Origin of the sequence: Celeribacter marinus, assembly GCF_001308265.1 — a bacterium.
Taxonomy (GTDB): Bacteria; Pseudomonadota; Alphaproteobacteria; order Rhodobacterales; family Rhodobacteraceae; genus Celeribacter; species Celeribacter marinus.
This window is the reverse complement of sequence record NZ_CP012023.1, coordinates 592,970-619,588: the sequence shown is the minus strand read 5'-3', so window position 1 is coordinate 619,588 and position 26,619 is coordinate 592,970. Positions and strand designations below refer to the sequence as shown.

The 26,619-nt window shown below is 58.0% G+C and carries 26 protein-coding genes; 10 read left to right on the top strand and 16 right to left on the bottom strand.

Features of this window, described 5'->3' with window-relative positions; translation table 11 throughout:
* Nucleotides 1–32 precede the first annotated feature (32 nt).
* The 9 genes from IMCC12053_RS02960 to IMCC12053_RS02920 all read right to left on the bottom strand — a co-directional run bounded on the left by IMCC12053_RS02960 (nucleotide 33) and on the right by IMCC12053_RS02920 (nucleotide 8,535).
* Nucleotides 33–947 carry an alpha/beta fold hydrolase gene (locus tag IMCC12053_RS02960; RefSeq protein WP_062215599.1) on the bottom strand — a complete coding sequence of 305 codons (915 nt, stop codon included), beginning with the start codon at nucleotides 945–947 and terminating at the stop codon, nucleotides 33–35.
* Nucleotides 948–951: 4 nt separating this feature from the next.
* Nucleotides 952–1,875 (bottom strand): homoserine O-succinyltransferase, encoded by a 924-nt coding sequence (locus IMCC12053_RS02955; RefSeq protein WP_062215597.1) that lies wholly within the window; start codon nucleotides 1,873–1,875, stop codon nucleotides 952–954.
* 33 nt (nucleotides 1,876–1,908) lie between these two features.
* A complete protein-coding gene (locus IMCC12053_RS02950; RefSeq protein WP_062215595.1) occupies nucleotides 1,909–2,781 on the bottom strand; it encodes a hypothetical protein in 873 nt (290 codons plus the stop codon).
* Nucleotides 2,782–2,842: 61 nt separating this feature from the next.
* Nucleotides 2,843–3,763: a DMT family transporter gene (locus IMCC12053_RS02945; protein WP_062215593.1), complete on the bottom strand. Its 921-nt coding sequence runs from the start codon at nucleotides 3,761–3,763 to the stop codon at nucleotides 2,843–2,845.
* 175 nt (nucleotides 3,764–3,938) lie between these two features.
* Nucleotides 3,939–5,015 (bottom strand): OmpP1/FadL family transporter, encoded by a 1,077-nt coding sequence (locus IMCC12053_RS02940; RefSeq protein WP_062215591.1) that lies wholly within the window; start codon nucleotides 5,013–5,015, stop codon nucleotides 3,939–3,941.
* A 195-nt stretch (nucleotides 5,016–5,210) separates the two neighbouring features.
* Nucleotides 5,211–6,110: a DMT family transporter gene (locus tag IMCC12053_RS02935; RefSeq protein ID WP_062215589.1), complete on the bottom strand. Its 900-nt coding sequence runs from the start codon at nucleotides 6,108–6,110 to the stop codon at nucleotides 5,211–5,213.
* Nucleotides 6,107–6,385 carry a putative quinol monooxygenase gene (locus IMCC12053_RS02930; protein WP_062215587.1) on the bottom strand — a complete coding sequence of 93 codons (279 nt, stop codon included), beginning with the start codon at nucleotides 6,383–6,385 and terminating at the stop codon, nucleotides 6,107–6,109. Before IMCC12053_RS02930 ends, IMCC12053_RS02935 begins: the two co-directional genes overlap by 4 nt.
* Nucleotides 6,386–6,493: 108 nt before the next feature.
* On the bottom strand, nucleotides 6,494–8,065 hold the full coding sequence (gene guaA / locus IMCC12053_RS02925) for a glutamine-hydrolyzing GMP synthase (RefSeq protein ID WP_062215585.1): 1,572 nt from the start codon (nucleotides 8,063–8,065) through the stop codon (nucleotides 6,494–6,496).
* 176 nt (nucleotides 8,066–8,241) lie between these two features.
* Nucleotides 8,242–8,535, bottom strand: a complete 294-nt coding sequence (locus IMCC12053_RS02920; protein ID WP_062215583.1) for a DUF6477 family protein — start codon at nucleotides 8,533–8,535, stop codon at nucleotides 8,242–8,244.
* A 322-nt stretch (nucleotides 8,536–8,857) separates the two neighbouring features.
* Between IMCC12053_RS02920 and IMCC12053_RS02915 the strand changes: the two genes are divergently transcribed.
* A complete protein-coding gene (locus tag IMCC12053_RS02915; RefSeq protein ID WP_062215581.1) occupies nucleotides 8,858–10,036 on the top strand; it encodes a DUF6456 domain-containing protein in 1,179 nt (392 codons plus the stop codon).
* A gap of 154 nt (nucleotides 10,037–10,190) precedes the next feature.
* On the opposite strand, the gene IMCC12053_RS02910 is transcribed toward IMCC12053_RS02915, so the two are convergent.
* On the bottom strand, nucleotides 10,191–10,742 hold the full coding sequence (locus tag IMCC12053_RS02910; RefSeq protein ID WP_062215579.1) for a peroxiredoxin: 552 nt from the start codon (nucleotides 10,740–10,742) through the stop codon (nucleotides 10,191–10,193).
* Nucleotides 10,743–11,075: 333 nt separating this feature from the next.
* Here IMCC12053_RS02910 and lipA point away from each other — a divergent pair, with 333 nt between their 5' ends.
* The 3 genes from lipA (at nucleotide 11,076) to IMCC12053_RS02895 (ending at nucleotide 14,132) form a co-directional block, all read left to right on the top strand.
* Nucleotides 11,076–12,035 carry a lipoyl synthase gene (gene lipA, locus IMCC12053_RS02905; RefSeq protein WP_062215578.1) on the top strand — a complete coding sequence of 320 codons (960 nt, stop codon included), beginning with the start codon at nucleotides 11,076–11,078 and terminating at the stop codon, nucleotides 12,033–12,035.
* A gap of 4 nt (nucleotides 12,036–12,039) precedes the next feature.
* On the top strand, nucleotides 12,040–13,161 hold the full coding sequence (locus IMCC12053_RS02900) for a THUMP domain-containing class I SAM-dependent RNA methyltransferase (RefSeq protein ID WP_062215575.1): 1,122 nt from the start codon (nucleotides 12,040–12,042) through the stop codon (nucleotides 13,159–13,161).
* A gap of 89 nt (nucleotides 13,162–13,250) precedes the next feature.
* The gene (locus IMCC12053_RS02895; protein ID WP_062215573.1) at nucleotides 13,251–14,132 is read left to right on the top strand and encodes a LysR family transcriptional regulator; all 882 of its coding nucleotides are present in this window, start codon (nucleotides 13,251–13,253) and stop codon (nucleotides 14,130–14,132) included.
* Nucleotides 14,133–14,162: 30 nt separating this feature from the next.
* Here IMCC12053_RS02895 and IMCC12053_RS15925 read toward each other — a convergent pair whose 3' ends face one another.
* Together IMCC12053_RS15925 and hpt are read right to left on the bottom strand one after the other, a co-directional pair.
* Nucleotides 14,163–14,339, bottom strand: a complete 177-nt coding sequence (locus tag IMCC12053_RS15925; protein ID WP_169775297.1) for a hypothetical protein — start codon at nucleotides 14,337–14,339, stop codon at nucleotides 14,163–14,165.
* Entirely contained in the window at nucleotides 14,336–14,896 is a 561-nt protein-coding gene (gene hpt / locus IMCC12053_RS02890) for a hypoxanthine phosphoribosyltransferase (protein ID WP_062215570.1), read from the bottom strand. The genes IMCC12053_RS15925 and hpt overlap by 4 nt, the downstream gene beginning before the upstream one ends.
* Before the next feature lie 80 nt (nucleotides 14,897–14,976).
* Between hpt and IMCC12053_RS02885 the strand changes: the two genes are divergently transcribed.
* Entirely contained in the window at nucleotides 14,977–15,432 is a 456-nt protein-coding gene (locus tag IMCC12053_RS02885) for a type II toxin-antitoxin system RatA family toxin (RefSeq protein WP_062215568.1), read from the top strand.
* Nucleotides 15,433–15,520: 88 nt separating this feature from the next.
* Here the strand turns inward: IMCC12053_RS02885 and IMCC12053_RS02880 are convergent, their stop codons facing one another.
* The 4 genes from IMCC12053_RS02880 to IMCC12053_RS02865 all read right to left on the bottom strand — a co-directional run bounded on the left by IMCC12053_RS02880 (nucleotide 15,521) and on the right by IMCC12053_RS02865 (nucleotide 19,093).
* Entirely contained in the window at nucleotides 15,521–16,699 is a 1,179-nt protein-coding gene (locus IMCC12053_RS02880) for an ammonium transporter (protein WP_062215566.1), read from the bottom strand.
* A gap of 233 nt (nucleotides 16,700–16,932) precedes the next feature.
* The gene (locus tag IMCC12053_RS02875) at nucleotides 16,933–17,427 is read right to left on the bottom strand and encodes a CinA family protein (RefSeq protein WP_062215564.1); all 495 of its coding nucleotides are present in this window, start codon (nucleotides 17,425–17,427) and stop codon (nucleotides 16,933–16,935) included.
* The gene (locus IMCC12053_RS02870) at nucleotides 17,424–17,924 is read right to left on the bottom strand and encodes a phosphatidylglycerophosphatase A family protein (protein WP_062215562.1); all 501 of its coding nucleotides are present in this window, start codon (nucleotides 17,922–17,924) and stop codon (nucleotides 17,424–17,426) included. Before IMCC12053_RS02870 ends, IMCC12053_RS02875 begins: the two co-directional genes overlap by 4 nt.
* Nucleotides 17,925–17,947: 23 nt before the next feature.
* Nucleotides 17,948–19,093 (bottom strand): bifunctional 2-C-methyl-D-erythritol 4-phosphate cytidylyltransferase/2-C-methyl-D-erythritol 2,4-cyclodiphosphate synthase, encoded by a 1,146-nt coding sequence (locus tag IMCC12053_RS02865; RefSeq protein ID WP_062215560.1) that lies wholly within the window; start codon nucleotides 19,091–19,093, stop codon nucleotides 17,948–17,950.
* 170 nt (nucleotides 19,094–19,263) lie between these two features.
* On the opposite strand from IMCC12053_RS02865, the gene dusB reads away from it, so the two are divergent.
* From dusB to ntrX, 5 genes are all read left to right on the top strand, one after another.
* Nucleotides 19,264–20,244, top strand: a complete 981-nt coding sequence (gene dusB, locus IMCC12053_RS02860) for a tRNA dihydrouridine synthase DusB (protein ID WP_074906328.1) — start codon at nucleotides 19,264–19,266, stop codon at nucleotides 20,242–20,244.
* A complete protein-coding gene (locus tag IMCC12053_RS02855; protein ID WP_062215558.1) occupies nucleotides 20,241–21,311 on the top strand; it encodes a two-component system sensor histidine kinase NtrB in 1,071 nt (356 codons plus the stop codon). The genes dusB and IMCC12053_RS02855 overlap by 4 nt, the downstream gene beginning before the upstream one ends.
* A 65-nt stretch (nucleotides 21,312–21,376) precedes the next feature.
* On the top strand, nucleotides 21,377–22,753 hold the full coding sequence (locus IMCC12053_RS02850; protein ID WP_062215556.1) for a response regulator: 1,377 nt from the start codon (nucleotides 21,377–21,379) through the stop codon (nucleotides 22,751–22,753).
* Between the two features lie 139 nt (nucleotides 22,754–22,892).
* A complete protein-coding gene (locus tag IMCC12053_RS02845; protein ID WP_074906356.1) occupies nucleotides 22,893–25,169 on the top strand; it encodes a sensor histidine kinase in 2,277 nt (758 codons plus the stop codon).
* Between the two features lie 21 nt (nucleotides 25,170–25,190).
* On the top strand, nucleotides 25,191–26,594 hold the full coding sequence (ntrX, locus tag IMCC12053_RS02840; protein WP_062215554.1) for a nitrogen assimilation response regulator NtrX: 1,404 nt from the start codon (nucleotides 25,191–25,193) through the stop codon (nucleotides 26,592–26,594).
* The last annotated feature ends 25 nt before the right edge of the window (nucleotides 26,595–26,619 follow it).

Genomic DNA, 26,619 nt, shown 5'->3' with positions numbered 1-26,619 from the left:
TATGGGGGCAATGCGCAGCGGGTGCAATGAAATCACATCAAATTGGCACGTTTCGCCGCACGAACGACTGCTTTGACGATCTCGGGTGTCGCCACGTGGTGCGGCATGTGTCCGATGCCGTCGAGCACGGTGAGCGTGTTGGTTGCCACCTCGTCGGCAAGGGGCTGTGCGTGGATGGCAAGCGGCACTGTGGTATCGGACGTGCCATGCACGCTTTCAATCGGTAGGCGCAACTCGGAGTAGGTATCGATCATCAGCCCTAGTTGCGATTTGAGCGCCACGCGTTGCCGCGCATTGAGCATATGGGTGGCGGGGCGCAACGACATTTCGGGTTGAAAATACGCGCCATATCCTTTGGGCGCGTGTTGCGGGGCAAAGACACCATCGATTTGATCGTCGATGTAGCGCTTGGGAATCCATGCCGCGATCAGCCACGCGGTCACGGCGCCGATCACTGGGGTTTTCAAAATGCGGTGCAATGGGGACGGGCCGCCAGACCATGTATGCGATGGAGCCGAGACCAAAACGAGGGCGGCCAGTGTGTCAGGTGCATCGACACCCCACGCCAACGCCACCGACGCACCATAGCTTTGGCCCAACACAATGGGTGCACGAGGCTCAACTGTCGCAAGGGCTGTGCGAAGAGCGGTGGCTTGTGCGGTGAGGCTTTCATCCGCAATGGGCGCGGAGTGACCAAAACCCGGACGATCCACGACATAGACGCGAAAGTCATGCGCGAGAGCGGGGGCAAGTGCAAAGCTCATATCATAGGTCGAGCCAGACGCGCCGTGGATCAACACAACGGGTGGCGCGCCCTCGGGGCCGTAAGATTCTACATGTAGACCGTTGACCATTCGGCCGCGCGCATCCGCAATTCGTTCAACGTTATGGCCGCGCCATGTGGCGGCGACAATGGTGAGTGCCGCGAAAATGAGACATAAAATCAACAGCTTACGCCCCAATATCGGTCAGCCGGAATGGCGTGGTCTGGTAAATCTCGTTGATCCAGTTGCCGTACAAAAGATGCGCGTGCGAGCGCCACCGGTTCACGGGGCGCATTTGGGGGTTGTTGTCGGGATAATAGTGCTCGGGGATCTGGATCGGTTTGCCCGCCTCCTGATCGCGCATCAATTCCTCGTGCAACGTGCCAGTGTCATATTCAAAATGGTTAAAGATATAGAGCGCGCGGTGCGATGGATCTTCGACCAGACAGGGGCCGGTTTCATCCGAGCCAAGCAGAGGAATGAGGGCGGGTACGGCGTCAATTTCGGCCTGTTTCATCTCGGTCCAACGGCTCACGGGAATGTAGCATTCGTCAGAGAACCCGCGCAGATAGGGCGAGGCGGGGGCGAGGTTGTTCTGGCGGAACAGCCCGAATGTCTTGGCCCCGAGCAGGTGCTTTTTCACACCGTGGAAATAGTTGATCATCGCCATGCCGCCCCAGCACACACCAAAGGTGGAATGGACATGGGTCTGGGTCCACTCGAACACCTCTTTGAGTTCGTCCCAATAGGTGACGTCCTCGAAATCCATGTGCTCGATCGGCGCGCCGGTGATGACAAGCCCGTCAAACTTTTCACCGCTTGCCTTGATCTCGTCAAAGGGGCGGTAAAACTGTTCCATATGCTCGGCGGCGGTGTTGCGGGTCTGGTGTTCGCTCATGCGAATGAGGTGGAAATCAATCTGCAACGGGGTTGCGCCGATCAGGCGAGCAAACTGATTTTCCGTCTGGATTTTCTTGGGCATCAGGTTGAGCAGGGCGATGCGAATGGGGCGGATTTCCTGCGATGCTGCGCGCCCTTCGCCCATGACCATCACACCCTCGGATGAGAGGACGTCAAAGGCGGGTAGGGTTTCTGGCAACGTAATTGGCATGGGGCAGGGCTTTCAGGTGGGTAAGGGGGTCAGTTAGGTCGCAGATGCGCGCCGATCAAGGGCGGCGCCGATCAAGTTGCAAAAGGCGTCAGGAGTTTGGGCATGGGCCACATCCTCGGCGCGGATGGTCACGCCCCAATTGTCCGCCATCGCTTTGTAGCGCGGTTGGCGGTGCGCGAGGGCGCGCGCATAGGTGTAGCGAATGAAATCGTCGGGGTTCACATCAGCCTCATCGATGCCTTTTTGCGACAGGTATTCGGTCCAAATCGCATCGAGAAATTCGGGCTGATAGGCCATAGGTTTGGGGGCGCGGTCAAAGCGGCGCACCAATTCCTCGGTATGGGCGTCAGACCCTTCGATCCAGACCAGAAGCGCGTGTTTTGACAAGGCCGTGAGGATCGGATCATTCGGATCGGTTGCATCCACCCACTCACAGATGGATCCGCCCGTGTCGCCAACGAAATGCGGGTATTCGTAGAGATCCGCCGCGCGGGAAATAAAGTGGCCGGTGTCCAAAAGTGCGGCCTCTTCGGCGGCGCGAAACTGCGCTTGGCGGCGCTTGAACTCGGCAATCGGGATGCCGCCCAAATCGGGATTTCCGGGTTTGCCAAGGTAGTGCGAGACCGGCGCGAGGTTGTTAAATGTCACGTTCGATTTGATAAAGATGCTGTCGGAGAGCAGTTGCGCCCGCAAAAACGGCGACTTCATCGCCTCGGCTTTGAGGTTGTCGTCGATGGTCTCGCCCAGATAGCGTGTGGCAATGCGGTAATCGACCGAATAGTGATACCACGCTTTGGTGTCGCGCAACATGTTGGAAACATGCGTTTTTCCAAGGCCCGACATGCCAAAGAGGATCACCCGTTTGGCCGTGCAGTTGTGCCACTCATCGCCTGTCGTATAGCTCATGTCTCGCCTCTCATCGCTCACCCTCTTGGGTGCCATGACGGCGGCGAAAAGCCAAGAGGTTTTAGGCCGATTTGCGCGCAGTTATGCGGCGCAACAGACGCCCGTCGATGACCAACAAGCCAAGCGCGAGAAAGCCAAAGCCGACATAGGTGGACGGTGCGAGGGTCTCGCCCAACACAACCGCGCCCAAGATCACCGACACAGGAACAACGCCCAATGTGACAAGCGTGGCATTGCCCGAACCCGAGGATTTGATCACGCGAAACAGCAGCAAATACGCAAGCCCCGTGGAGATGAGCGAGATATAGGCCCATGCCCCCAATGTGACGTGCGAAAACGTGGCGAAGTGCGGCCATCCGTGGTTGATCAGCGCGGTTGGCACCATAAAGACGGCCGCCCCCGTGATCATGCCCGCGGCGGAGACTTCGAGGGGCATATCGGTGAGGTGCATCCGCGCCAGTGCCGCGCCCGTGGCATAGCATAGGGACGCGCCAATCAGCGCCATTTGGCCCGCCGACGTCAGATCAAAGGCGTGGATTGCATCGAGGCCGATGATGGTGGCAACCCCGAGAAAGCCCAGAAATACGCCCGCCAGTTTGCGCGCGCCAAGTCGCTCATCGGCAAACAATATGGCGGCGACAAGTGGTCCAAAGATGGCCGTGGTGGCGTTGAGAATGCCCGCGAGGCTGGATGTGATATATTGTTGACCCCATGAGATTAACGAAAACGGAGCGGCGACATTCACCGCGCCGATCACCAAAAACGCAAGCCAGACTTTTGGCGCGCGGGGCAATTCCAAACGGGCAAGAATTACATAGGTCCAAAGCGCGATTGCGCCACCAGAAACGCGCAGCGCCACAAGGGTTTCGAACGGCATGTCACGCAACATCAATTCAATCGCGAGAAACGATCCGCCCCAAAACAGCCCCATAAGGCCAAGGCCAATCCACGCGGCGGTGGAAATCGTCTTTTGCTCGGCCATCGGTGGTGTCCTTGTGCGGGAGTGCGCGCGCTGCGCAAAATTTGATCAGATGGTCATATAGACGCCAGAGCGCGCCGCACACAAACCGAAACTTGTGCAAAGGAGATCACGAAAATTGATACAAAAAGCCCCGCACATTGGCGGGGCTTTTGAAGACGTATTGTAGGTGATATGCTTAGAAGCTGTGGGAGAGCTTGAGGCCAAATCCTACGGCATTGTTGTCGGTAAACTCGGACCCGATTGTAGATGTGGTTGCATCGCCGATCCAAACGTAACGCAGGCCACCCGAAATCGCGGTGTTCTCACTCACATTATATTTCGCGCCGATGGACACGGATTTATACCCGTCTGTCGGCCCTAAGTTGCCCGTGGGTGTCCCGGCAGACTTTTCGAACCCGTAGCTGATAGATGCCGAAAGCTTTTCGGAGAACCGGCGGCCGAGACCTAACGAATAAGAGATGGTATCATCGTCATAAGACACAAGCTCTGCGTAGCCCACAGGATCTATGACGGTTTGAGTCCATTTCGCGTAACGCGCAGACACCATCAACAACGTGTCCGCAGCAATGCCCGTTTGAAAGTCGAAATTGATCGACTCGGGCATAATGACTTCCAAGGTCTGGCTGCCTTCGGTGCTTTCCGTTGTGTCGAAGTTGATCGTGGTCTTTGAGTTGTATGTCACTGCTGCACGAAGCGCGATGTCGGGAATTTCGTAGGAGGCACCGACCAGATAGCTGTAATCCGTCTCGTTGGAGGTATCGAGCGTGTAGGCGGGCGCGCTCGGGATTGCGGGCAGGCTGACTTCACCATGTGAGCGCAGGGCCCGTACACCGCCGTGGACGGCGAAGTTGTCGTTCAACTTGTAGCGCAATATTGCGGAGACGCCAGTAGTGGAGACTTTAGCAGATGCCGTGGCGAACGGGTAGTTCGCATCGGCGTCGCCATAGTCGACATCCGCACCGAATGGTTGGTCAATGATGATCGCCATAGATAGCGCGTCGCTCAGGTCACGTTTATAGGCCGCACCGAACATTGTGTAGGTCGATGCCATGTCGCCAGAGGCGAAGTCGCCGAAGGTCGGGTGGGTGAAGACGCCCGACACAGTCGGGTTCACATTCCCAAAGCTCAGTTCTACATAAGAACCATCTTCGAATAGTGGCGCGATAGACTGACCTGATCGGTCCATGCCGCCTGCGTATGCGCCTGTGGCGCCAACCGCGATGGCTGCGGCCAGTGTTAGCTGTGTTTTCATAATCTCATCCCTTTTCGAGCACTGGGCTCGTGATCGTTTTTTTTGTTTTTTTGTCCAACGTGTCTCCTCACGTCAGATCTCGTTAAAGTCTAAGCGAGGATTCGCCGATGACGCAATTCTAACGCCGCGTCAAAATCCTCTGTCGTGGTTTGTGCGCAACGCCGTTATGACACACCGCGCCCCGTTAAAACGGGGCTAAACAGGGCGCGCGGCCCGTGATTTGCGCGATTCAGACAAGATATTGATGTAATTTGCCCCGAAAATCACGCTCGCCCCGATATATGTCGCCCATGTTGTCGCCTCCCCATAGAGCACGTAGGCGATCAGCGCGATCAGGGGCAGGCGCAAGAAATCAATGGGCGTGACCACGGAGGCGGGCGCGAGGCTAAGCGCGGTGGTCAGGCAAAAATGCGCGCCCAGTCCCGCAAGGGCGAATAGCGTCAAAAGCGGCAGTTGCGCGGTGGTGAACAGTTTCATCTGGCCGTCCATCATTGCACAGCCGACCCCGAGGCCAAGTTGCATAAGGGACAGCCAGAACAAGATGTTGGTCACCGTACCATCGGGGCGGCGGGTCAGGCGCTTGGTAAACAGCGCCGATCCGGCAAAGCCAAAGGCACAGGCCATCGCGGCCAACAGGCCAATGGACAGACCGCCCGCGCCAAAGGGCTGTGCGACGATCAAGATGCCGATAAATCCGAGCAGAGCCGTGGCGCCGCGCAGCGGTGTCAGGCGTTCGCCCAAAAACAGGCTCGCGCCAAGTGCCACAAGGATCGGATAGGCGAACTCAAGCGCGAACAGCTGCGCCAAGGGGATCAGGGTCAGCGCGAACAGCCACAGGTTTTGGCCAGTAAAATGCGAGATGTTGCGGCCCAAGTGCAGCGGTAGGGCGCGGGCACGAATTTGGCCGCGCGTGCCCGCCAGTGTTGAGATGATCAGCACAGTGAACACACCGATGAGGGAGCGATACGCCATGATTTCAAAGGTATCGAGATCAAGTGTGAGTTTGCGCCCCAGCACGGCCATGGATGAAAATCCGAACACCGCCCCCGACATCCAGACGGCCGCTTTGAGCGGGTGGGACGTTTGCGTGGTCATGCGTTGGCCTTTGTGAAATCGCGCGTCATGTGACCGGTGATGCGTCCCCAATCTGAGCCTTGGCTGCGGTCTTGGTGCTTGGCAAATGCCGCCTCGCTCAGGAACACCTCGGAGATGTGGAAATTGGTGGGGGTCAGTTCATCTTGCCATAACTCGAATTGCAAACACCCCGCCTCGGCGCGGCTTTTGCGAATGTGGTCGTCAATGATGCTCAACACATCGTCGACCTCGTGAGGGGCGCAGGTCAGGGTGCCTGTCAAAAGAACTTTGCTCATTGGGTCAGGTAGCCGCCTGTGGTGATGTCGAGCAAGCAAAAAGCAAAAAGGCGCGTCCCATTTGCATGAAAAGCGCCTTTGCGTTTTTGAACGATTGGCCTGTTCGGCTCACTCCATCTCGATTGTGCCCGGCGGTTTGGAGGTCACATCGTAGAACACGCGGTTCACGCCTTTGACCTCGTTGATGATGCGGGTCATCGTTTCGGAGAGGAAATCGTGGCTAAACGGATAGGTGTCGGCGGTCATGCCGTCGACGGATGTCACCGCACGCAAGGCCACGGCGAAATCGTAGGTGCGCCCGTCACCCATTACGCCCACGGTTTTCATCGGCAAAATCGCGGCAAAGGCCTGCCAGATGTCGTCATAGAGGCCATGTTTGCGGATTTGGTCGATGTAGACGGCATCGGCCTTTTGCAAGATCGCCAGTTTTTCGCGGGTGATCTCACCGGGACAGCGGATCGCCAGACCCGGACCGGGGAAGGGGTGACGCCCTATAAAGGACGCGGGCAAGCCCAACTCGTGGCCAAGTGCGCGCACTTCGTCCTTGAACAACTCGCGCAGCGGTTCGACCAGTTTAAGGCCCATCTTTTCGGGCAACCCGCCGACATTGTGGTGCGATTTGATCGTCACGGACGGGCCGCCGCTAAAGGATACGGATTCGATCACATCGGGATAAAGCGTCCCTTGGGCGAGGAACTGTGCGCCCTCGATCTGATCGGCGTATTTCTGGAACACGTCGATGAACAGCTTACCGATGGTTTTGCGTTTGACCTCGGGGTCCGACACGCCCTCAAGCGCGTTTAAGAACAGGTCTTTCTCGTCGGCGGCGATGAGTTTGAGATTGTAGCTCTCGCGGAACATCTTCACGACTTCTTCGGCCTCGTTGAGACGCAGCAGGCCGTGATCCACAAACACACAGGTCAATTGATCGCCAATCGCCTCGTGCAGCAAAATCGCCGTGACGGAGCTATCGACGCCGCCAGACAGGCCACAGATCACCTGTTTGTCACCGACTTGGGCGCGGATTTTCTCGATCATCTCTTCGCGGTAGGCGCCCATGTTCCAGTCGCCGGTGAAGCCCGCCAGTTTGACGAAGTTCTCATACAGCGTGGCGCCATTGGGGGTGTGGTGCACTTCGGGGTGGAATTGCACGGCGTAGAAATTACGCGACACATCGGCGGTAATGGCAAAGGGTGCGCCCGGCGAGGTGCCGTAGACCTCAAAGCCCGGTGCGATCTCGGCCACGTGGTCGCCGTGGCTCATCCAGACCTGTTCTTTGCCTGTGCCGTCCATAAACCACCCGTTGAGGAAGGCATCGCGGTCGTCTTTTGGTGTCACATAGGCGCGACCGAATTCGGCCGTGGCATGTTCACCCGCTTCAACGCGCCCGCCCAGATCGTGCATCATCACCTGTTGGCCGTAGCAAATGCCAAGGATCGGCACGCCCATCTCATAGGCCGCTTTTGGCGGACGGGGGCTGCCCTCGCGCATTACGCTATCTGGGCCACCCGAAAAGATGATCGCTTTGGGGGCGAACTCTTTGACGAAGGCGTCCGTGGCGTTCTGATAGGGGTGGATTTCGCAATAGACACTCAACTCTCGAAGCCTGCGCGCAATGAGCTGCGTGACTTGTGAGCCGAAGTCGATGATGAGGAGGCGGTCATGGGAAATCTGTGTCATGCGCTCGGTTTACCCGCACGCGCGTAGGCGAAGCAAGACGGATTTTGCGCCTGTGTGTCGTGAGCGGCTAAAAAGGTGCGATGGATGGCGCGATGGATGGCGCGATGGATGGCGAAGTGGAAGGCGCGCGGTGGACCTGTTCGGATCGCACCGCGCGCCAGATAAATGCGATTTCGCTATGCGGGGGTAGGGCGCGGCGCCAGTAAGTTGGCCTCTCCCATAAGCGCGATCAAGGTTTCGACGTGGCGCACAACCGAATAGCTCGCATCACCGGATTGACGCAGCGCATCCAGCGCGTCCTCACGCTCCATCAGCAACGGCACTGTGGCGCTCGGTGACATCACTGAAACGCCCGATAGCACCCGTTTCAGATCTCGACGCCGGTTGTAATCCACGAGTCCGTGTTGCGCGGCGCGGATCAAAAGACGTGGACGGCGCAGATGGGCGAGAGCGTGTTGCGTGGTGGTCATGGTGGTCTCCTGTTGTTGGCGTGGTCTGGCCATCAGATCGGTGGCGAGGTCACGATACTGGCAGGAAGCCTACACAACCCTAGCGGGTGTTGCGTGCTGGGCGCTTACAGCGCGCGGTCGGTTTTACAATCCTTTAACTCTTTGGCTCACCATCAGTTTTGTAAAGGTTTGGTTAACTATTGCGGAGGCTGCACAACTTTAGGTTGATATCTGTTGCGGGTTTTTTGGGCCACAAGTGACTGTTTTAAGGACAAAAATCCCGCTGATTTAAGATTGTTGCAGCTGTGGAAACACTGCGCTGCGTTAATACGTTGGGGAACACATGTCCGATCATGCAAAGCATTCACACACTCATCACACCGAACAAGCGGCCATGCCGGTCTGGGTGCCAAAAGACGCACAACGCTATCTTGCCCACACAGAGGGCGGGTTAAGTATCCGCGCCTTGGCACGCACGCACGGCTGTGCGCCGTCCACAATCATGCGACAGGTCAGACGGATCGAGCAAAAGCGCGACGATCCATTGGTCGACGAAGCGTTGGAGCAACTACGATCCGCGTCTTTGACCTCTGGCGCATCTGACGCCGCGCATCTGTCTCATCGCCGTTCTTCCGCTCGCCCACATAAGGAGGCGCACCTCATGGAAAACCGTCACACGTCGCCCGTTTCACAAGGGGACGCACAGGCCTGTGATGATCTCACATTGGAACGCGAAGGGCGGCGCATTTTGCGGCGTTTGTCAGAGCCGCAGGCCTGTTTGGCGGTGGCAAAGGATATGGATAAGGCCGTTGTTGTACGTGAGTTGTCGGACGGGCGCACCACGCGCACCGCGATCCTTGATCGGTCGGTCGCGCAGATGCTCGCCCTCAAAGGGTGGATCGAGGCGCAGGTCAAAGGCAAAATCACCCGCTACACCATCACAGCCGCCGGACGCACGGCGTACCGCGAATTCCTAGCAGTAGACGAGAGCGCGCGGGCGGGCGTTGCAAACGGGTCTGGTGAGGGGCGTGATGGGTGGCTCGGGGCGGGCATGACAGGTCTGGACCCCCGCAAAGGTACGCAGACACGCTATACTGCGATTGAAAGTCCGGTGTTGGTACTGGCGCGCCGCCGCGACAAAGACGGCACCTTGTTTTTACGCCCCGAGGTTGTTGCTGCTGCCGAGCGGCTTCGCGAGGATTTCGAACTGTCACAGATTGGCATGGAGACACCGCCAGATTGGGACGCGTTTTTGGCAGGAGGCGCACGCGCGTGGTCTGATCGTGAGTGTCATGGCTTTGGTGCGGGGGCTGCACGGGCACGTGTGGCCGCAGCCCTTGATGAGTTGGGCGCGGGGCTTGGGGATGTTGCCTTGCGATGCTGTTGTCGTCTTGAGGGTATGGAGGCGGCCGAACAGTGTCTGGGATGGTCGGCGCGGTCGGGCAAGATTGTGTTGCGCATCGCGTTGGAACGCCTCAAACGCCACTACGACCGTGCCGGATACTCAAATCTTATTGGGTGAGCCGCGGTTCGGCCACAGGCCGATGAAGGCGCCAGTGGCGCGTTCAAGCCGCGAACGGGCGGAGCCTTGAAATCATTACACGAAAAAGGCCCGACAGTTTCCAGTCGGGCCTTTGGCATTAGTGCGTCTTGTGGGCAAGACGATCTGGTGCGGATTACTCCGCTGCAACGCCTTTAGCGGCATCGACCAAGTAGCCCATAACGGTCTCGGGGGAGGACACGCCATACGGGTCTTCGCCGTGGTTGTCGCACAAGCCCGGTTCTTCGAACCATGCCTCGATGACGCCGTTGTTGACCACGGCGGCGTAGCGCCATGAGCGTAGGCCAAAGCCAAGGTTGTCCTTGCGCACGAGCATGCCCATGCGGCGGGTGAACTCGCCTGAGCCATCGGGAATGACCGACACGTTTTCAAGGTTTTGCGATTGCGCCCATTTGTTCATTACAAAGCTGTCGTTGACGGACATACAGTAGATGGCGTCGATGCCATTTGCGGCAAAATCGCTAAACCCGTTCTCAAAACCGGGGAGCTGGTATGTCGAACATGTGGGTGTGAACGCACCAGGCAAGGAAAACAAAATGACGCGTTTTCCAGCGAAATAGTCAGAGGTTGTTTTGTCTTCCCATGTGAACGGGTTGTCGCCGCCAATGCTCTCGTCGCGCACGCGGGTGTGAAACGTTACATCGGGGAGTTTGTATCCGGCTTTCATGGGGCGGTCCTTTGTCTCAGGGCTGTAAAAATCATTGTGCGGTGTTTAGAACGATTCTTAATCTGGGTGCAATGCGCGTGCAGAAAATTACCGTGCTTGTGCGGCATCGGTTTGAAATGGATGGTAAATTTTGGGCGCTATGTGTGTTTTTTAACGGGTTTTGTGATGAGGTACGGCGTGTGTCGCATGGCGCATACGCGTGGGGCGCATAGCGGGTCACAGGAACGCGTTGGACAGTGTCGGATCGAACCCCTATATCGGGGGAAATGTCTGGGACAGCGATGGCACTGCGCGCGTGTCGTGATGCGCCGTATCGCCCCAAAGGAGGACCACATGCCGCCACGTGATCTTAAAATTCCCGAGCAACGCCACCCTGAAAAGGCGCGTCGCCCTGATAATGCGCAACCCAAAAAACCGGACTGGATCAGGGTCAAGGCTCCGACATCGGACGGGTACAAGAAAACCCATGCGATCATGCGCGAGCACAAGTTGGTCACAGTGTGCGAAGAGGCGGGATGTCCGAACGCGGGCGAATGTTGGTCGCAAGGTCACGCGACGATGATGATTATGGGCGAAGTCTGTACGCGGGCCTGTTCATTTTGCAACATTGCGACAGGTAAACCGACCGAGGATCTGGATGCATTCGAGCCGGGCCGCGTGGCGGATGCTGTCGCCAAGCTGGGTCTGAAACACGTGGTTGTCACCTCCGTGGACCGTGATGATATCAAGGACGGCGGGGCCGAGCATTTCGCGCAAACCATCCGCGCCATTCGTCACCGCGCACCTGACACCACGATTGAAATTCTGACACCCGACTTTATCCGCTGTGATGATAGCGCGTTGGAAGTTGTGGTTGCGGCCAAACCCGATGTGTTCAATCACAACCTTGAAACCGTGCCGGGTCTGTACCCTGAAGTGCGCCCTGGCGCGCGCTATTTCCACTCCTTGCGCCTATTGCAGCGCGTCAAAGAAATCGATCCGACAATGTTCACCAAATCCGGCATCATGGTTGGCCTCGGTGAGGACAAACAAGCCGTCACACAAGTGATGGAAGATATGCGCGCGGCGGATATCGATTTTCTCACCATCGGTCAGTACCTTCAACCTACGCCAAAGCACCACAAGGTGGATCGCTTTGTGACGCCAGAAGAGTTCAAGACCTACGAGAAAACCGCCTATAACAAAGGCTTCTTAATGGTGTCTGCCACGCCTTTGACGCGCTCTAGCTATCATGCGGGTGACGATTTTGCACGTTTGCGCGCGGCGCGCATTCAAAAATTCGGTCAGGCATAGGGCTGTGACAGACGAGATATTCGAAATCTTTCTCGCCACGCCTCCGGGCTTGGAGGAGACGCTGTTGTTAGAGGTTATGGAGGCGGGATTTAAACGCCCCGAGACCACTGGCGGCGGAGTCACCATTTGGGGCGATTGGCGTGATGTTTGGCGCGCGAACCTGACCCTGCGCGGCACCTCAAAAGTGCTTGCGCGTGTCGGCGATTTTCGCGCGTTTCACCTTGCCCAACTGGACAAGAGATCGCGCAAATACGCGTGGGGCGACATTTTGACCAAAGGCCAGTCGGTCAAGGTCGACGTGGCCACCAACAAAAAGTCTAAAATCTACCACGCAGGAGCGGCCGTTGAGCGTATTGAGCGCGCGATTGCCGAGGAATTTGGCGCGACCATCGCCGAGGGGCTTGAAGACGCTGATTTGGTGATCAAAGCCCGTATTGACGACAACAATGTTATCTTGTCGGTCGACACCTCTGGTGACGGGCTGCACAAGCGCGGCCATAAACAAGCGATGGGCAAGGCCCCAATGCGCGAGACGATGGCGGCGATGTTTTTGCGGGCCTGCGGGTATGACGGGCATGAGCCGGTGCTGGACCCGATGTGCGGCTCTGGCACGTTTTTGATCGAGGCGGCTGAAATTGCGCGCAACATGATGGCGGGGCGTGCGCGCGCGTTCTCGTTCGAGCGTCTGGCCACCTATGACGCGGCGGCGGTCCAATCCATTCGGGACGCATGGCAGACCCGTCCAAGCGATCAGCGGTTTTACGGCTCGGACCGCAACGTCAATGTGATTGGCTCTGCGGGTGAGAACGCGGCGCGCGCGGGAGTGGCCGATATGTGTACCTTTACGCCAACCCCCGTCTCGTCGATTTCGCGCCCTGACGGGCCCGCGGGACTTGTGATCGTCAACCCGCCTTACGGCGCGCGCGTTGGCAAAAAGAAAGACCTGTTTGCCCTCTATGGTGCGTTTGGTGACAAAATGCGCGCCGAGTTCAAAGGGTGGCGTGTGGGCATGATCACCACCGACACGCAATTGGCCGAGGCCACCAAATTGCCGTGGCTGCCGACCGAGGCACCGATTGCCCATGGCGGTCTCAAGGTCAAATTGTTCCGCACCGACCCGCTCTAATCAACCGCCCCTTCTGATCTCCCTCAAAGTCAGGGGGGACAGGTGCGTGTTAGACTCGCTCCATCAGGTAGGATGGAGTTTTTGAGCCGATGCACAAAACCAATTGGGATGACTTTCGCTTTGTGCTTGCTGTTGCACGGATGGGGTCCGTTTCGGCGGCAGCACGGGAGTTGGGGGTCAATCACGCCACCGTGCTGCGCCGTGTTGCAGGGATTGAGGACCGTCTTGGTGTCGCGCTATTTGAGAAATCGGTGCGCGGATATGACGTAGCGCCAGAAAAGCTGCGTTTGATTGAGGCCGCCCGTGAGGTCGAGATCGCTGTCAAAGCGGTTGAGCGTTTGGCACAGGCGGGGGATACGCCGCTTGCGGGGGTGATCCGTGTGATGTCGAGTGACACCTTTTGTCACGCCATTCTCCCGCCCGTGGTCGCCGGCATGTCTTTGACATCGCCTGGTCTGTCGTTCGAATTGCTATGCGCCAATGCGCAGACGGACGCCTCACGGCTTCATGCGGACGTTATCGTGCGCACGGCGTTTAAATTGCCAGATGACCTTTATGGCGAAGTTGCGGGCCAGTTGGCCTTTGGAGTTTACGCCGCTGAGGGCGTGCCAGAGGCGCACTGGCTTGGGATGTCTGGCCTTTTGGGTCGGGCACATGTGGCGCACAAGCTGAACGAGCGGTTACAAAAGGACGGCGTAGTGTTTCGGGCGGCGGCCGACAGCTTTATGACGCTGCGTGCGCTGGCCGAGGCGGGTCTTGGGCGGACCATGCTGCCTTGTGTGATTGGGGATCAAAGCCCTGTCCTGCAACGTGTTCACGCGCCGATCGATATCGCGCCTATGCCGATTTATGTGGCGTCCAACGCCGAGCTTGCGGATGCACCGCGCCTGCGCCAAGCGCGCGCCCGCATGACTGCCGCGCTACAGGCTGACGCGGAGCGGTTGTTGGGACTTGCGCCCGCCGCGGCCTGACATAACCCGACATGGCCTCACATGGGCGCGTTAAAACCGCATCCCGCCGCGTCCCTCTAGTTGCATCCATTCGGGCAAAAGTCCCGCACGCTCGATCAGATAGAGCACAACACAGGCCGCCACGATTCCAAAGACAAAGATGATCCGCTTGGTGGAGGGCGGATGTTTGGCCCATCGTTTGGCGCGGATGAGCCAAAACATATTCATGTCTGGGCCTGTTGGGCCTCATCCTCAAACACAACCGAGCCGATGTAGGGAAGGTTGCGGTTGGCTTGGGCAAAATCAATCCCGTATCCCACGACAAAGGCATCAGGGATTTCAAAGCCGACCCATGTGGCCGTGAGATCAACTTCGCGCCGTGCGGGTTTATTCAATAAGGCAATGGTTTCCAACTTGCGCGGTTTGCGCGAGCCAAGCAGCTCCAACACGGCCTTGAGCGTATGGCCCGTGTCGACGATATCCTCAACCACCAACACATCGCGCCCCTCAATGGCACCACGTAAGTCTTTGAGAATACGCACTTCGCGTGTGCTTTCGGTGCCGTCCCCGTAGGAAGATGCCTCGAGAAAGTCGACTTCGACATTCATGTCCAATTCGCGCACAAGATCCGCAATAAAAACGAACGAACCACGCAAAAGCCCAACCACAACGAGCTTGTCTGTCTCGTTATATTCGCGGCGTATGTCGCGGGCGAGGTCTTCGATCCGCGCGGCAATTGACTTGGCCGAGATCATAACGTCGATGTGATAGGGACGGTGCGGCATGGTAACCCCTTGCAATTTCGGTGCAGGTTTAAGAGATAACAGGTCAGTTTAAAAACGCCAGAGCGCAGACCCTTAAGAACATGCCAACACACCAAGAGACCAAACACCTGCCTTATAGCGCGCAACAAATGTACGATCTTGTTGCCGATGTTGAACGCTATCCCCAGTTTTTGCCTTGGAATGCCGCCGCGCGGATTCGCTCGCGCGAGGCCTGTGGCGACCACGAGCTGTTGTTGGCCGATCTGGTGATTTCATTCAAAGTGTTTCGCGAAAAGTTCGGCTCGCGCGTGAAGCTGTATGACGCCGAGCGGCGCATTGATACCGAATACCTCGACGGTCCGTTTCGCTACATGAAAAGTTGGTGGCACTTTCGCGAGGCCGAGGATGGCGGATGCGATGTCGAGTTCTTTGTTGATTTCGAGTTCAAGAACGCGATTTTACAAAAGGTCATCGGCGTGGTGTTCAATGAGGCCATGCATATGATTGTCCGTGCATTCGAAAAACGTGCCGCTGCACTTTACGGCTCTGGGGCGTAGCACGCGGGTCAGGCTTTTCTTGGTCTAAATATCCAAATAAAAACGGCGCCCCAATGGAGCGCCGTTTGTTGTTTCAGGCTTTTGGACGCTACGAGTTATGGTCGTAGGCCGTTTCGCCGTGTTGTGCGAGGTCTAGTCCCGCATGCTCGGTTTCGGCATCGACGCGCAATGGCACGATGGCTTTGCAGATGAGGACTAGGGCAATGGTCACAACAGTTGTGAACACGCCGACAATGGCCAAGGCACCCAGTTGCGCCACCCATGTGCCTTCGCCAAAGGCTGCGATCATGATCGTCCCGAAAATACCGCCCACACCGTGCACGGCAAAGACATCAAGCGTATCGTCGATCTTGGCCTTGTTGCGCACAAAGTTCACCAACTCTTGGCACAAAATGCCCGCAACGCCGCCAATGATCAGCGCCTCGATAGGGCTGACAAAACCAGATGCGGGCGTAATGGACGCCAGTCCCGCGATCGTGCCCGTGACCATGCCAACCATAGAGGCCTTGCCGTATTTGATCTTTTCCCACAGCGCCCACGTCAATGAGGCAGCCGCAGCGGACAAATGCGTGACCGTGAGCGCCATTGCAGCTCCACCATCGGCCGCCAGCTGCGATCCGCCGTTAAAGCCAAACCAACCCACCCAAAGCATTGACGCACCAATCATCACATACCCGGGGTTATGCGGAGGCTTGTTTTTGACTTTGCGTGCGCCGAGCATCACGGCGATGATCAGTGCCGCGAGGCCTGCCGTTTCATGCACAACGATACCGCCCGCGAAGTCGCGCGTACCGATCTCGCCAAAGATACCGCCATCCGCGAGGAACCCGCCGCCCCAAATCCAGTGGGTGACAGGCGCGTAGCACAACAGCATCCACAGGCCGGAAAACAGCAGCACAAAGCCAAAGTTTATGCGCTCGACGTATGCGCCCACGATCAGCGCGGGGGTGATGATGGCGAACGTCATTTGAAAGGCAAAGAACAACACTTCGGGAATGGTGCCAGACACGGTGTCCGCGTCGATCCCGTTGAGGAAGGCTTTGCCCAAACCGCCCCAGACCGCGTTGCCATCTCCAAAGGCGATCGAATAGCCCACCACGAACCACAGAACCGACATCAAGGCGGCGATGGCATAGACGTGCATAAAGACTGACAGCACGTTGCGTGCGCGCACAAGCCCGCCGTAAAAGAGTGCCAATCCTGGCAATGACATGAACAAAACCAGCGCCGTTGCGACGATGATCCATGCGGTATCCGCTCCAACCATGATGTCCCCTCCAAAGGTTATTTTTTAGTCGTTACGGCGCGTAGAGCGGCTTTGAAACGATAAGGAAAGCGGCAAGGGGGCGTGTAGAGGGATGAAAAATGCAGCAATCAACAAAATGCATAGAATTAGAGCGCAATTTTTAGGTCGTGCATAAAAAATAGACATAACTGAATCGCCGCGATCCTAGCCTGATCTGGGGGCGGCTCGGACGTTTCGTCTACTGGCGCGATGCGCTACCGCGTGAGGGCGGTCAGTGCGAGGGTAAGCGCATGGCTCACGGTTGCATGTCGCACCTGCGCGCGGCCAATCGCCCCGAACTCCACCGTCTCGACCTGTGTAGGGCGTCCCTCATAGGCCATGCCAAAACACACACGACCCTCGGGTTTGTGCTCCGATCCGCCCGGACCGGCGATCCCCGTGACCGCAAGTGTGAGGGTGGCGTTCGAGTGCTCCCATGCGCCCTCTGCCATCTCTTGGGCGATCTGTTCGCTCACCGCGCCATGTGCCTCAAGTGTGTCGAGGGAGATGCCTAACATGTCGACCTTGGCGGCGTTGGAATAGGTGACAAACCCGCGATCTACCACGTCCGAAGATCCCGCAATCTCGGTCAATGCGCCGATGATGAGCCCGCCTGTGCAGCTCTCTGCGGTGGCGATGCGCACACCGCGCGCCCGCGCCGCATCCAGCACATCACGGGCAAGTTGGTCTATGCCGGATGCAGGCGTCATTGCATCATCAACCCATGCGACAGACCTGCGAGGATCACCACACAAATGGCGGCAAACACGCCTGCGATCACATCGTCAAGCATCACGCCAAGGGCATCTCCGCGCCGGTCCGCTTTGCCAATCCAAAGCGGCTTCCAGATATCGAACAAACGAAAGAGCGCAAAGGCTGCGATCCAACCGGGCCAAAGGGCGGTAGCTTCAACCCCCATCATCCCCGCGCCGTACAGCACGGGCATTAGGGCAATCCACTGCCCGACCACTTCGTCGATGACAATCTCTGACGGGTCGTGATCTTTCGATCCTGCGGTCATTTCTTTGGTCGCCCACCACCCGACGATAAAGGCGATGAGGGTCGCAAATACGACAGCCCAAAAACCGCCACGCTCATAAATGACCCACGCAAGGGGCACTGCTGCGGCCGAACCCCATGTGCCAGGTGCGGGCTTGATATAACCAACGCGGGCAAGGGTGGCTATGATTTCAGCAAGTTGTTTCATGGGGTTATCTCTCTGTCTTGATCTTATTGCTTGGCAAGTGCTGCTGTGGCGATAGAGGCGATGCCTTCCTCGCGGCCGGTGAATCCCAATTTCTCTGATGTGGTTGCCTTGACCGATACGCGGTCCAGATCGACCGACATGATATCTGCAAGGGCGGCGCGCATGGCGTCCGCGTGTGGGCCAACTTTCGGGTATTCGCAGACCAGTGTCACGTCACAGTTCATCAAGGCATAGCCTTTGGACCGTGCCAGCTCTATCGCGTGGCGCAGGAAAATGTGGCTCTCGGCGCCCTTCCACTGCATGTCTGAGGGCGGGAAGTGACGTCCGATATCGCCCTGCGCGAGGGCGCCGTAAATGGCGTCCGTCAGCGCGTGCATGCCGACATCAGCGTCCGAGTGCCCTTGGAGGCTGCGCCCGTGGGGGATTTTGACACCACAGAGCCAAACATGATCGCCTGCGCCAAAGCGGTGCACATCGTAGCCATTGCCCAACCGGATATCCAACATGTCGTGTCCTTTGTCTGTGCGGCGCGCGAGGACCGCGTTTGCGCGTGCAAAGTCCTCCGCGTGGGTGATTTTAAAATTGTCTTCGTGGCCCGCCGTGATGGTGACTGTCAGGCCCGCAGCGCGTGCGACCTCAACATCATCAAGTGCCGCGCCGTCATGGCGCGCATGTGCGGCGCAAATGGCGTCATAGCCGAACCCTTGTGGGGTTTGTGCGCGAAATAGCCCAGTCCGGTCCTGAGTGCCGGTCACATGGCCATCCTCACCGCGCCAAAGCGCATCCGTGACCGCAAGGGCAGGGGCGGCCGCAACGCCAGTCCCCAGTGCATCGATGACATCGGCAATCACGCCACGCGGGGTAAGCGCGCGTGCGGCGTCATGGATCAAAACTTTGGTCACGCCGCGATCCGCGAGGGCGGCAAGCCCCGCCTGTACTGACGCGGCGCGCGTGGCTCCGCCCGCCACAAGCGTGACGCCGTCAAGTGTGCGGGCCAGATCGAGATCATCGGCGTGATGCACGACCACAATCTCGTCTACGCGACCGCGAAAGGCGGCGATTGCGTGGTCGATGACGCGCGCCGCACCAAGTGCACGCCATTGCTTTGGCGTGTCCCCGCCAGCGCGGGTGCCGCGTCCTGCGGCGACGATGAGAGCAGCGATTGTCATGGGAAAAGGAAATAGTCTTTGGCTGCGTCAGTGGCAATGCTCCAGTTTTTGACCAAATGGATGATTAAAATTTATGCAGATGGTGTTTTTGGTGGCTTTTGTGTCGCAAAGACTTTGCGACTCCCCGACGAGAGGGGTATCTCAGGGGGAGTTGCACAAGGATTAATCGCTTGCCCGTAAGTTTGGCAGATATCACGCTCGACCCGCCCGTTTTTCTGGCTCCCATGGCTGGGATCACAGATTTGCCGTTCCGCAATTTGGTCGCGTCTTTCGGTGCTGGCTTGGTCGTTTCCGAGATGGTGGCCTCTCACGATATGATCAATGCCAGACCGGGAAGCCGAGAAAAGGCCGAGCTTGGGTTCGGTGTTGATAAAACGGCTGTGCAACTGGCGGGTCGCGAGGCCGAGCCAATGGCACTTGCCGCAAAGATTGCCGCCGACAGTGGCGCGAAAATCATCGACATTAACATGGGCTGTCCCGCCAAAAAGGTGGTGTCGGGCTATTCGGGGTCTGCGTTGATGCGTGATCTGGATCATGCGCTCACCCTGATCGAGGCGGTTGTGGGCGCGGTTGATGTGCCTGTGACGTTGAAAACGCGGCTCGGGTGGGATGACGCGCTATTGAATGCGGCAGATTTGGCACGCCGCGCCGAGGCGGCAGGCATCCAGATGATCACCATTCACGGCCGCACACGGTGCCAGTTTTACAAAGGCTCCGCAGATTGGGCCGCCATTCGTGCCGTCAAAGATGCCGTGTCCATTCCCGTGGTCGCCAATGGCGATATCACGTCCAGCGAGGCGGCCCAATCCGCCCTTGAGCAATCGGGTGCGGACGGGGTGATGATCGGGCGTGGATCACAAGGGCGGCCGTGGATTTTGGCACAAGTGGCCGCAAACCTGATGGGCGCACCCGCGCCAGATGTGCCAACGGGCGCACGGTTCGCCGATATGGTTGCGGGGCATTACGAGGCGGGTCTGTCGTTTTATGGTGCGGACCTTGGTGCGCGCGTGCTGCGCAAGCATTTGGGATGGTACATGGATCACGCGCGCACGCCCGCCGATCTGCGCCGTGCCGTTTTGACGCAAAAAGGCGAACACGAGGTGCAACGGCTCTTAGCCGAAGCGCTCAACCACGAGGGAGCCGCCGCATGATATTGCCTGATTTCGAAACCTTGTGGCAGTCGTTGCCCGTCCCATCGGTCATTGTTGGTGCGGGGGATTTGATCCTCGAGATCAACCCTGCGGCGGAATCCTTTCTCAATGCGTCTGCAAAGTCGCTGCGCGGCGTGCCTGTGCTCGATAAACTTGCGATCGACGCGCCTTTAGAAGAGGCGTTCGAGCGGGTGCGCCGAGATACCTCGCCGATGTTTATCAATAACGTTGATGTGTCGGGCGGCAATGCTGCCCCCATTCAATGCAATATCCAGATTGCTCCGATGCAGGGCGATAGCGGCGCGATTTTGCTCCTTATGGAACCGCGTCAGATTGCAGACCGGCTTGGCCGTTCGCATCAGGTCAAAAAGTCCGCCCGCTCGGCCATTGGCATGGCAGAAATGTTGGCCCATGAGATCAAAAACCCGCTTGCGGGGATCACCGGCGCGGCGCAGTTGCTATCAATGAATCTGGCGCCTGAGGATTTGGAACTGACCGATTTGATCGTGGCCGAAAGCCGGCGTATCGTGGCGTTGTTGGAGCAGGTCGAACAATTCGGAAATCTGCGCCCCCCCGCCAAATCGGCCGTCAATGTCCATGACCTGATTGATCGCGCGCGCAAATCGGCGCAGGTGTCCTACGGGGCCGCGATGACGTTTGTTGAGGAATTCGACCCCTCGTTGCCGTCGACCTTTGTCGATGGGGACCAGATTTTGCAGATCTTTTTGAACCTGTTCAAGAATGCGTCGGAGGCGGCAGGCCGCGAGGGCGGGACAATCCGCATTCGCACGTTCTACGACATTTCCCTGCGCTTGCGCCGTGCCGATGGATCTGGTGCGGCCTTGCCATTGCAGGTCGAGATTATCGACGATGGACCGGGTTTGCCGCCTGAAATTTCGTCCGATATTTTCGAGCCGTTTGTGTCGGGACGCGAGAACGGGACGGGACTTGGCCTCGCCTTGGTCTCAAAAATTATTTCCGATCACGAGGGGTGGATTTCCGTGGAGTCAGCGCCCGGCAAGACCGTGTTCCGGCTTTCCCTTCCGGTGGCGCCGCGCGTGGTGTGACCGGCTTTTGACGACAGATGAACGCGCGGCGCGTCTAATGCGCGGCGCAAAAAGGAGACGATACGATGGACGGCACAATTCTCGTCGCAGATGACGACCGCACGATCCGCACGGTTCTCACTCAGGCGTTGACGCGCGCAGGATGTAAGGTGCACGCCACCTCATCCTTGGTCACGTTGATGCGTTGGGTCGAAGAGGGCAAAGGCGATCTGGTGATATCCGATGTGATGATGCCGGACGGAAACGGCCTTGAGGCGCTCCCAAAAATCGCCGAATTGCGCCCCGGCTTGCCGGTGATCGTGATCTCTGCCCAAAACACCATCATGACCGCGATTCAGGCCGCTGAGGCCGAGGCCTTTGACTATCTACCCAAACCGTTTGATTTGCCCGACCTGATGAAACGCTCCGCCAAGGCGTTGGAGATCAAGCGGCGTGCAAATCCGGCGCCATCCAACGCCAAAGCGCCCTCTGACACCCCCCAAGACGATCTTCCGCTGATCGGGCGCACGCCCGCGATGCAGACGTTGTACCGCCTTGTGGCGCGGGTGATGAATACCGATCTTCCGGTGTTGGTGACGGGCGAGAGCGGGACGGGAAAAAGTTTGATTGCGCGCGCTATTCATGACTTTTCCGACCGGCGCAGTTTGCCGTTTGTTGTGGTCTCGGCGGCTGATCTGGCGGTGATGGAGGGGCCGGCGTCGATCATCTCTAAGGCGCGCAATGGCTCGATCTTGTTTGATGAGGTCGGTGATCTGGACGAAGAGGCGCAAGCGCGCGTGGTGCGGATGCTTGACAGCTTCACCGATAATGCGCCGCGCATCATGGCCACATCCCAAGCCAATTTAAGCCTGAAAATGGAAAACGGCGCGTTTCGTCAAGATTTGTTCTACCGTTTGGGCGGGGTCACTATATCTGTGCCGTCTTTGCGCGAACGGGTTGATGATATTCCGTTATTGGCCGAGCATTTCTTTGCCAAGGCCGAGCGCGAGGGACTTAATCGGCGCCGCTTCGCGCCAAATGCCCTTGATCTTGTGCGCACGTATAGTTGGCCTGGCAATGTGCGTCAGTTGGAAAACACCATTCGCCGCCTGATTGTGACCGCGCCTGAGGATGAAATCTCGCATGCGGACGTCGAGATTGTCTTGGGCAACCAGCCCGCAATGGAGCCATTGCAAGGGGGCGGGGACGGCGAAAAACTGTCGGCCTCCGTGAATAAACATCTGCGCCGTTACTTTGACTTGCACGGCGGTGTTTTGCCGTCACCGGGGCTATATCAACGCATTTTGCGTGAAGTTGAGACACCATTGATCGAAATTGCGCTTGATGCCGTTGGGGGAAACCAAGCTAAATGTGCTGATTTACTTGGGATCAACCGCAATACCTTGCGTAAAAAGATTAATGATCTCGATATTCAGGTGACACGCCGCCGCAAACTGATGTAAAACCGCCACAACCGTGCCTTTCAGGGCGCAGTGACAGAATCAACACATTCTGCCGCCGTCTCCTGAGCGTAGTGCACGCATGGTATAAGTGGTGGTGCAAACTGTGCCGCTTGAGGAAAAGCGGACAGTGGGGGCGGTCTTGCGCAGGTCTATCGGCAAAGACAGTTGGAACAGGCTTTTGCGCGCGCGGCGGGCACGGCGGTGGCAAAATGCGGGGACCATAACGGTGTTCGTGCTTGGTCCATTGTTGACGATTGCGACGTTTTTGGTGCTTGGCCCGCTTGATCAGGCGACTGCGAGCGGATCGCTGCGATTTATTCTCCTTTGTGATTTGATTTACGTGCTGGTGGTGGCGGGTCTTGTGGCCTCGCGCATTGCTCGCATGGTGGCGGCGCGGCGCAATCATTCGGCGGGGTCGCGTCTGCACCTGCGCCTGACGGGTGTGTTTGTTCTTTTGGCTTTGATCCCGACGGTTACTGTGGCGGTGTTTGCGGTTGTGACGGTGAATTTCGGCCTTGAGGGGTGGTTTTCCGAGCGGGTGCGCAACGTGGTCGGCTCGTCGCTTGCGGCGGCTGAGGCCTATGAGGCCGAGCACCGCGAGGGGTTGGCCGAGGATACCTTTGCCCTTGCCAATTACATCACCGAGGTGCGCCAACAGGTGACGATCCTGCCCGATGGCGCGCTACGTGTGGCGCTCAATCAAGGGCAGGGGTTGGTCCAACGCGGCCTTGAAGAGGCTTATGTGATTGACCGTTCAGGGGCGCTCAAGGTGCGGGGTGAGCGGTCCTACATGTTCGATTACGAACAGCCCGTTGAGGCCGATCTGGCGCGCGCTGAAACGGGTGTTTTGGTGTTGATCAACGATTGGGACCACAATGAAAGTCGCGCACTTAAACGGCTGTCGGGCTTTTCGGACCGATATCTGTATGTGACCCGCGATGTGGATGGCGGGATTTTGAGCTTGCTCGATGAGACACAAGAAACCATCGCGCTCTACACCCAACTGGAAAGTGAACGCGGGCGGTTGTTGTTCGAATTTGGTCTGTTGTACCTCGGGTTTGCGATCATCCTTATTCTCGCGGCCACGTGGGTCGGCCTATGGTTCGCCGAGCGACTGGCGCGGCCTGTCGGGCGCTTGGCCGAGGCTGCGCAACAGGTGGGTGCGGGCGATCTCGATGTGCAGGTCGTTGAGGGCGATGGTGATGATGAGATTTCGATGTTGGGCCGTGTTTTCAATCAGATGACGGGACAATTGAAGGTTCAGCGTGATACGCTTTTGGAGGCCAACGCCCAGATCGAACAACGCCGCCGCCTGTTTGATAGTGTGCTTGGATCGGTGACGGCGGGGGTGATCGCGCTTGATCCCGAGGGACGTGTGACGCTTGCAAACACCTCTGCCATTGCGCTTTTGAGCCTAGGGGCGCGTGATGTATCGGGTGAGCCACTTGCGATGGTTGCGCCCGAATTTGGCGCGCTCTTTGATAGCTTGCGCGCGCAGAGCCGCGATGTGGCCCAAGACGAGGTGCGGCTGATCCGTGCCGGTGCCCAAGAAAGCCTGTTGGTGCGCATCGCCACACGGCGCACAGCGCAAGGCGCACATGAGGGGTTTGTGGTCGTGTTCGACGATGTGACCGACCTTGTAAGTGCGCAACGTATGGCCGCGTGGGGCGATGTCGCGCGCCGTATCGCCCATGAGATCAAGAACCCGTTGACCCCGATCCAGCTCTCCGCAGAGCGTATCAAACGCAAGTTTGGCAAGGGCATGGATGATGCCGCGCGCGCCGATCTGGAACAATATACAGACGTCATTGTGCGCCAGACGGGCGATTTGCGCCGTATTGTCGACGAGTTTTCCAAATTCGCGCGCATGCCCACGCCCGAGCGGCGTGAGTACGATATGGTTGATCTGGTGAAAGGCGCTGTTCTGCTTCAGCAAAACGCACAGGTCGGCGTCGAGATTACACCACAGATCCATGCACAGGCCGCAATTGCCGAAGTGGATGCGACGATGATTGGTCAGGCCTTGACCAATCTGATCAAGAACGCCGGCGAAGCGATTGAGAGCCTCTATGAGATTGAGCGCCCCAAAGATCACAAGGCGCGTGTGCGTGTCGCACTTGATCTTGAGGACGGGGACGTTGTGGTGCGGATCACGGACAACGGTATCGGGTTGCCCGAAGATCGCTCGCGGTTGTTCGAGCCATATGTGACAACGCGCGAAAAGGGCACGGGACTGGGTTTGCCTATCGTGAAAAAGATTATCGAGGAGCATGGCGGCTCCTTGACGCTCACCGATGGTGAGCCACTCGACGAGACGGGTCGTATCGGCGCTTGCGCCACGATGCGCCTGTCATTGCTTGGCGGCGCTGAGGCGCGCGGGCAAAAAGATAAATTGAAACAAAAGCTTGAAATGTGAAACTGATGTTGGAGGTTGAACATGTCTGATATTCTTATCGTAGACGATGAACGTGATATTCGCGAATTGGTTGGAGATATTTTGCGTGACGAAGGGTTTGAGACCCGTCTTGCGGGAGGCTCCGACGAATGTTTGAGCGCGATTGCGCAGGCGGTGCCCTCCCTGATGGTGCTCGATATCTGGCTCAAAGATAGCGCGATGGACGGGATCGACATTCTTAAACATGTCAAACGCGAGCATCCGCAGGTGCCGATCATTATCATTTCGGGACACGGCAATATCGAGATTGCCGTTGCCGCGATCAAACAGGGCGCTTACGATTTCATCGAAAAGCCGTTCAACATCGATCAGTTGATGGTGGTTGTGCGCCGCGCGATGGAGACGTCGCGATTGCGCCGCGAGAACGCGACCCTCAAACGCTCTGGCGGGGCCGAGGTTGAAATGTACGGTGTGTCACCGGCGTTCAAGCAACTCAAAAGCAACCTTGAGAAAGTCACAAAATCCAACGGACGCGTGATGCTCACGGGGCCTGCGGGCGTTGGCAAAGAGGTCGCCGCGCGGTGGATACACGACAATTCGGACCGCAAAGATGCGCCGTTTGTCACGGTGTCCTCGGCCACGGTCGAGCCTGAGCGCATGGAAGAGGTGTTGTTCGGGCGCGAAAGCGCGGAGCGCGGCATTGAAAAGGGTCTGTTGGAAGAGGCGAGTGGCGGCGTGATCTTCTTTGACGAAGTGGCCGACATGCCGTCTGGCACTCAATCCAAAATTCTGCGGGTTTTGGTCGATCAACAATTCGCACGCGTGGGCGGCACGTCCCAAGTGTCGGTCGATTTGCGCGTCATCTCCTCGACGAGCCGCGATCTACAAGCCGAGATTGCCGCGGGGCGGTTTCGTGAGGAGTTGTACCACCGGCTCAACGTGGTGCCGATTGATGTGCCGAGCTTGGAAAAGCGGCGCGAGGATATCCCTGCCTTGGCCGAGAAATTCATCGCGGCGTTCAATCGCACCCAAGGGTTGCCCCTGCGCAAGTTGACCGATGATGCCGCAGCGTTGTTGCAAACGATGCAATGGCCCGGCAACGTCCGCCAACTCAAAAACGTGGTCGAACGCGTGTTGATTTTGGGAGAGGGTGCGGGTGACATCGACGCGTCCGAGCTTCCAGAGCAAGACGCAAGTGGCGATGACGAAACCCGCGCGGTGTTGTCGCCTGCTATTGCGACCTTGCCCCTGCGCGAGGCGCGCGAGTTGTTCGAACGCGAGTATTTGCTCACCCAGATCAATCGCTTTGGCGGCAATATCTCACGCACGGCAACCTTTGTCGGCATGGAGCGTTCGGCACTGCACCGCAAGTTGAAATCGCTTGGTGTTGTGACCGGAAACAAATCGGGCGGACGCGTGGCATATGTCGCTGAGGATGACGAATAGGATCGCGGGCAGGCAAGGGGGCACG

Coding starts and splice junctions, on each gene's coding strand:
- IMCC12053_RS02940 (WP_062215591.1), bottom strand. CDS start 5,015: ATGAAAACACAGCTAACACTGGCCGCAGCCATCGCGGTTGGCGCCACA.
- IMCC12053_RS02885 (WP_062215568.1), top strand. CDS start 14,977: ATGCCAACACACCAAGAGACCAAACACCTGCCTTATAGCGCGCAACAA.
- IMCC12053_RS02950 (WP_062215595.1), bottom strand. CDS start 2,781: ATGAGCTATACGACAGGCGATGAGTGGCACAACTGCACGGCCAAACGG.
- IMCC12053_RS02855 (WP_062215558.1), top strand. CDS start 20,241: ATGATATTGCCTGATTTCGAAACCTTGTGGCAGTCGTTGCCCGTCCCA.
- IMCC12053_RS02915 (WP_062215581.1), top strand. CDS start 8,858: ATGTCCGATCATGCAAAGCATTCACACACTCATCACACCGAACAAGCG.
- IMCC12053_RS02895 (WP_062215573.1), top strand. CDS start 13,251: ATGCACAAAACCAATTGGGATGACTTTCGCTTTGTGCTTGCTGTTGCA.
- ntrX (WP_062215554.1), top strand. CDS start 25,191: ATGTCTGATATTCTTATCGTAGACGATGAACGTGATATTCGCGAATTG.
- IMCC12053_RS02910 (WP_062215579.1), bottom strand. CDS start 10,742: ATGAAAGCCGGATACAAACTCCCCGATGTAACGTTTCACACCCGCGTG.
- IMCC12053_RS02930 (WP_062215587.1), bottom strand. CDS start 6,385: ATGAGCAAAGTTCTTTTGACAGGCACCCTGACCTGCGCCCCTCACGAG.
- IMCC12053_RS02945 (WP_062215593.1), bottom strand. CDS start 3,763: ATGGCCGAGCAAAAGACGATTTCCACCGCCGCGTGGATTGGCCTTGGC.
- IMCC12053_RS02955 (WP_062215597.1), bottom strand. CDS start 1,875: ATGCCAATTACGTTGCCAGAAACCCTACCCGCCTTTGACGTCCTCTCA.
- IMCC12053_RS02850 (WP_062215556.1), top strand. CDS start 21,377: ATGGACGGCACAATTCTCGTCGCAGATGACGACCGCACGATCCGCACG.
- IMCC12053_RS02865 (WP_062215560.1), bottom strand. CDS start 19,093: ATGACAATCGCTGCTCTCATCGTCGCCGCAGGACGCGGCACCCGCGCT.
- IMCC12053_RS02920 (WP_062215583.1), bottom strand. CDS start 8,535: ATGACCACCACGCAACACGCTCTCGCCCATCTGCGCCGTCCACGTCTT.
- IMCC12053_RS02870 (WP_062215562.1), bottom strand. CDS start 17,924: ATGAAACAACTTGCTGAAATCATAGCCACCCTTGCCCGCGTTGGTTAT.
- lipA (WP_062215578.1), top strand. CDS start 11,076: ATGCCGCCACGTGATCTTAAAATTCCCGAGCAACGCCACCCTGAAAAG.
- hpt (WP_062215570.1), bottom strand. CDS start 14,896: ATGCCGCACCGTCCCTATCACATCGACGTTATGATCTCGGCCAAGTCA.
- IMCC12053_RS02880 (WP_062215566.1), bottom strand. CDS start 16,699: ATGGTTGGAGCGGATACCGCATGGATCATCGTCGCAACGGCGCTGGTT.
- IMCC12053_RS15925 (WP_169775297.1), bottom strand. CDS start 14,339: ATGAATATGTTTTGGCTCATCCGCGCCAAACGATGGGCCAAACATCCG.
- IMCC12053_RS02935 (WP_062215589.1), bottom strand. CDS start 6,110: ATGACCACGCAAACGTCCCACCCGCTCAAAGCGGCCGTCTGGATGTCG.
- guaA (WP_062215585.1), bottom strand. CDS start 8,065: ATGACACAGATTTCCCATGACCGCCTCCTCATCATCGACTTCGGCTCA.
- IMCC12053_RS02875 (WP_062215564.1), bottom strand. CDS start 17,427: ATGACGCCTGCATCCGGCATAGACCAACTTGCCCGTGATGTGCTGGAT.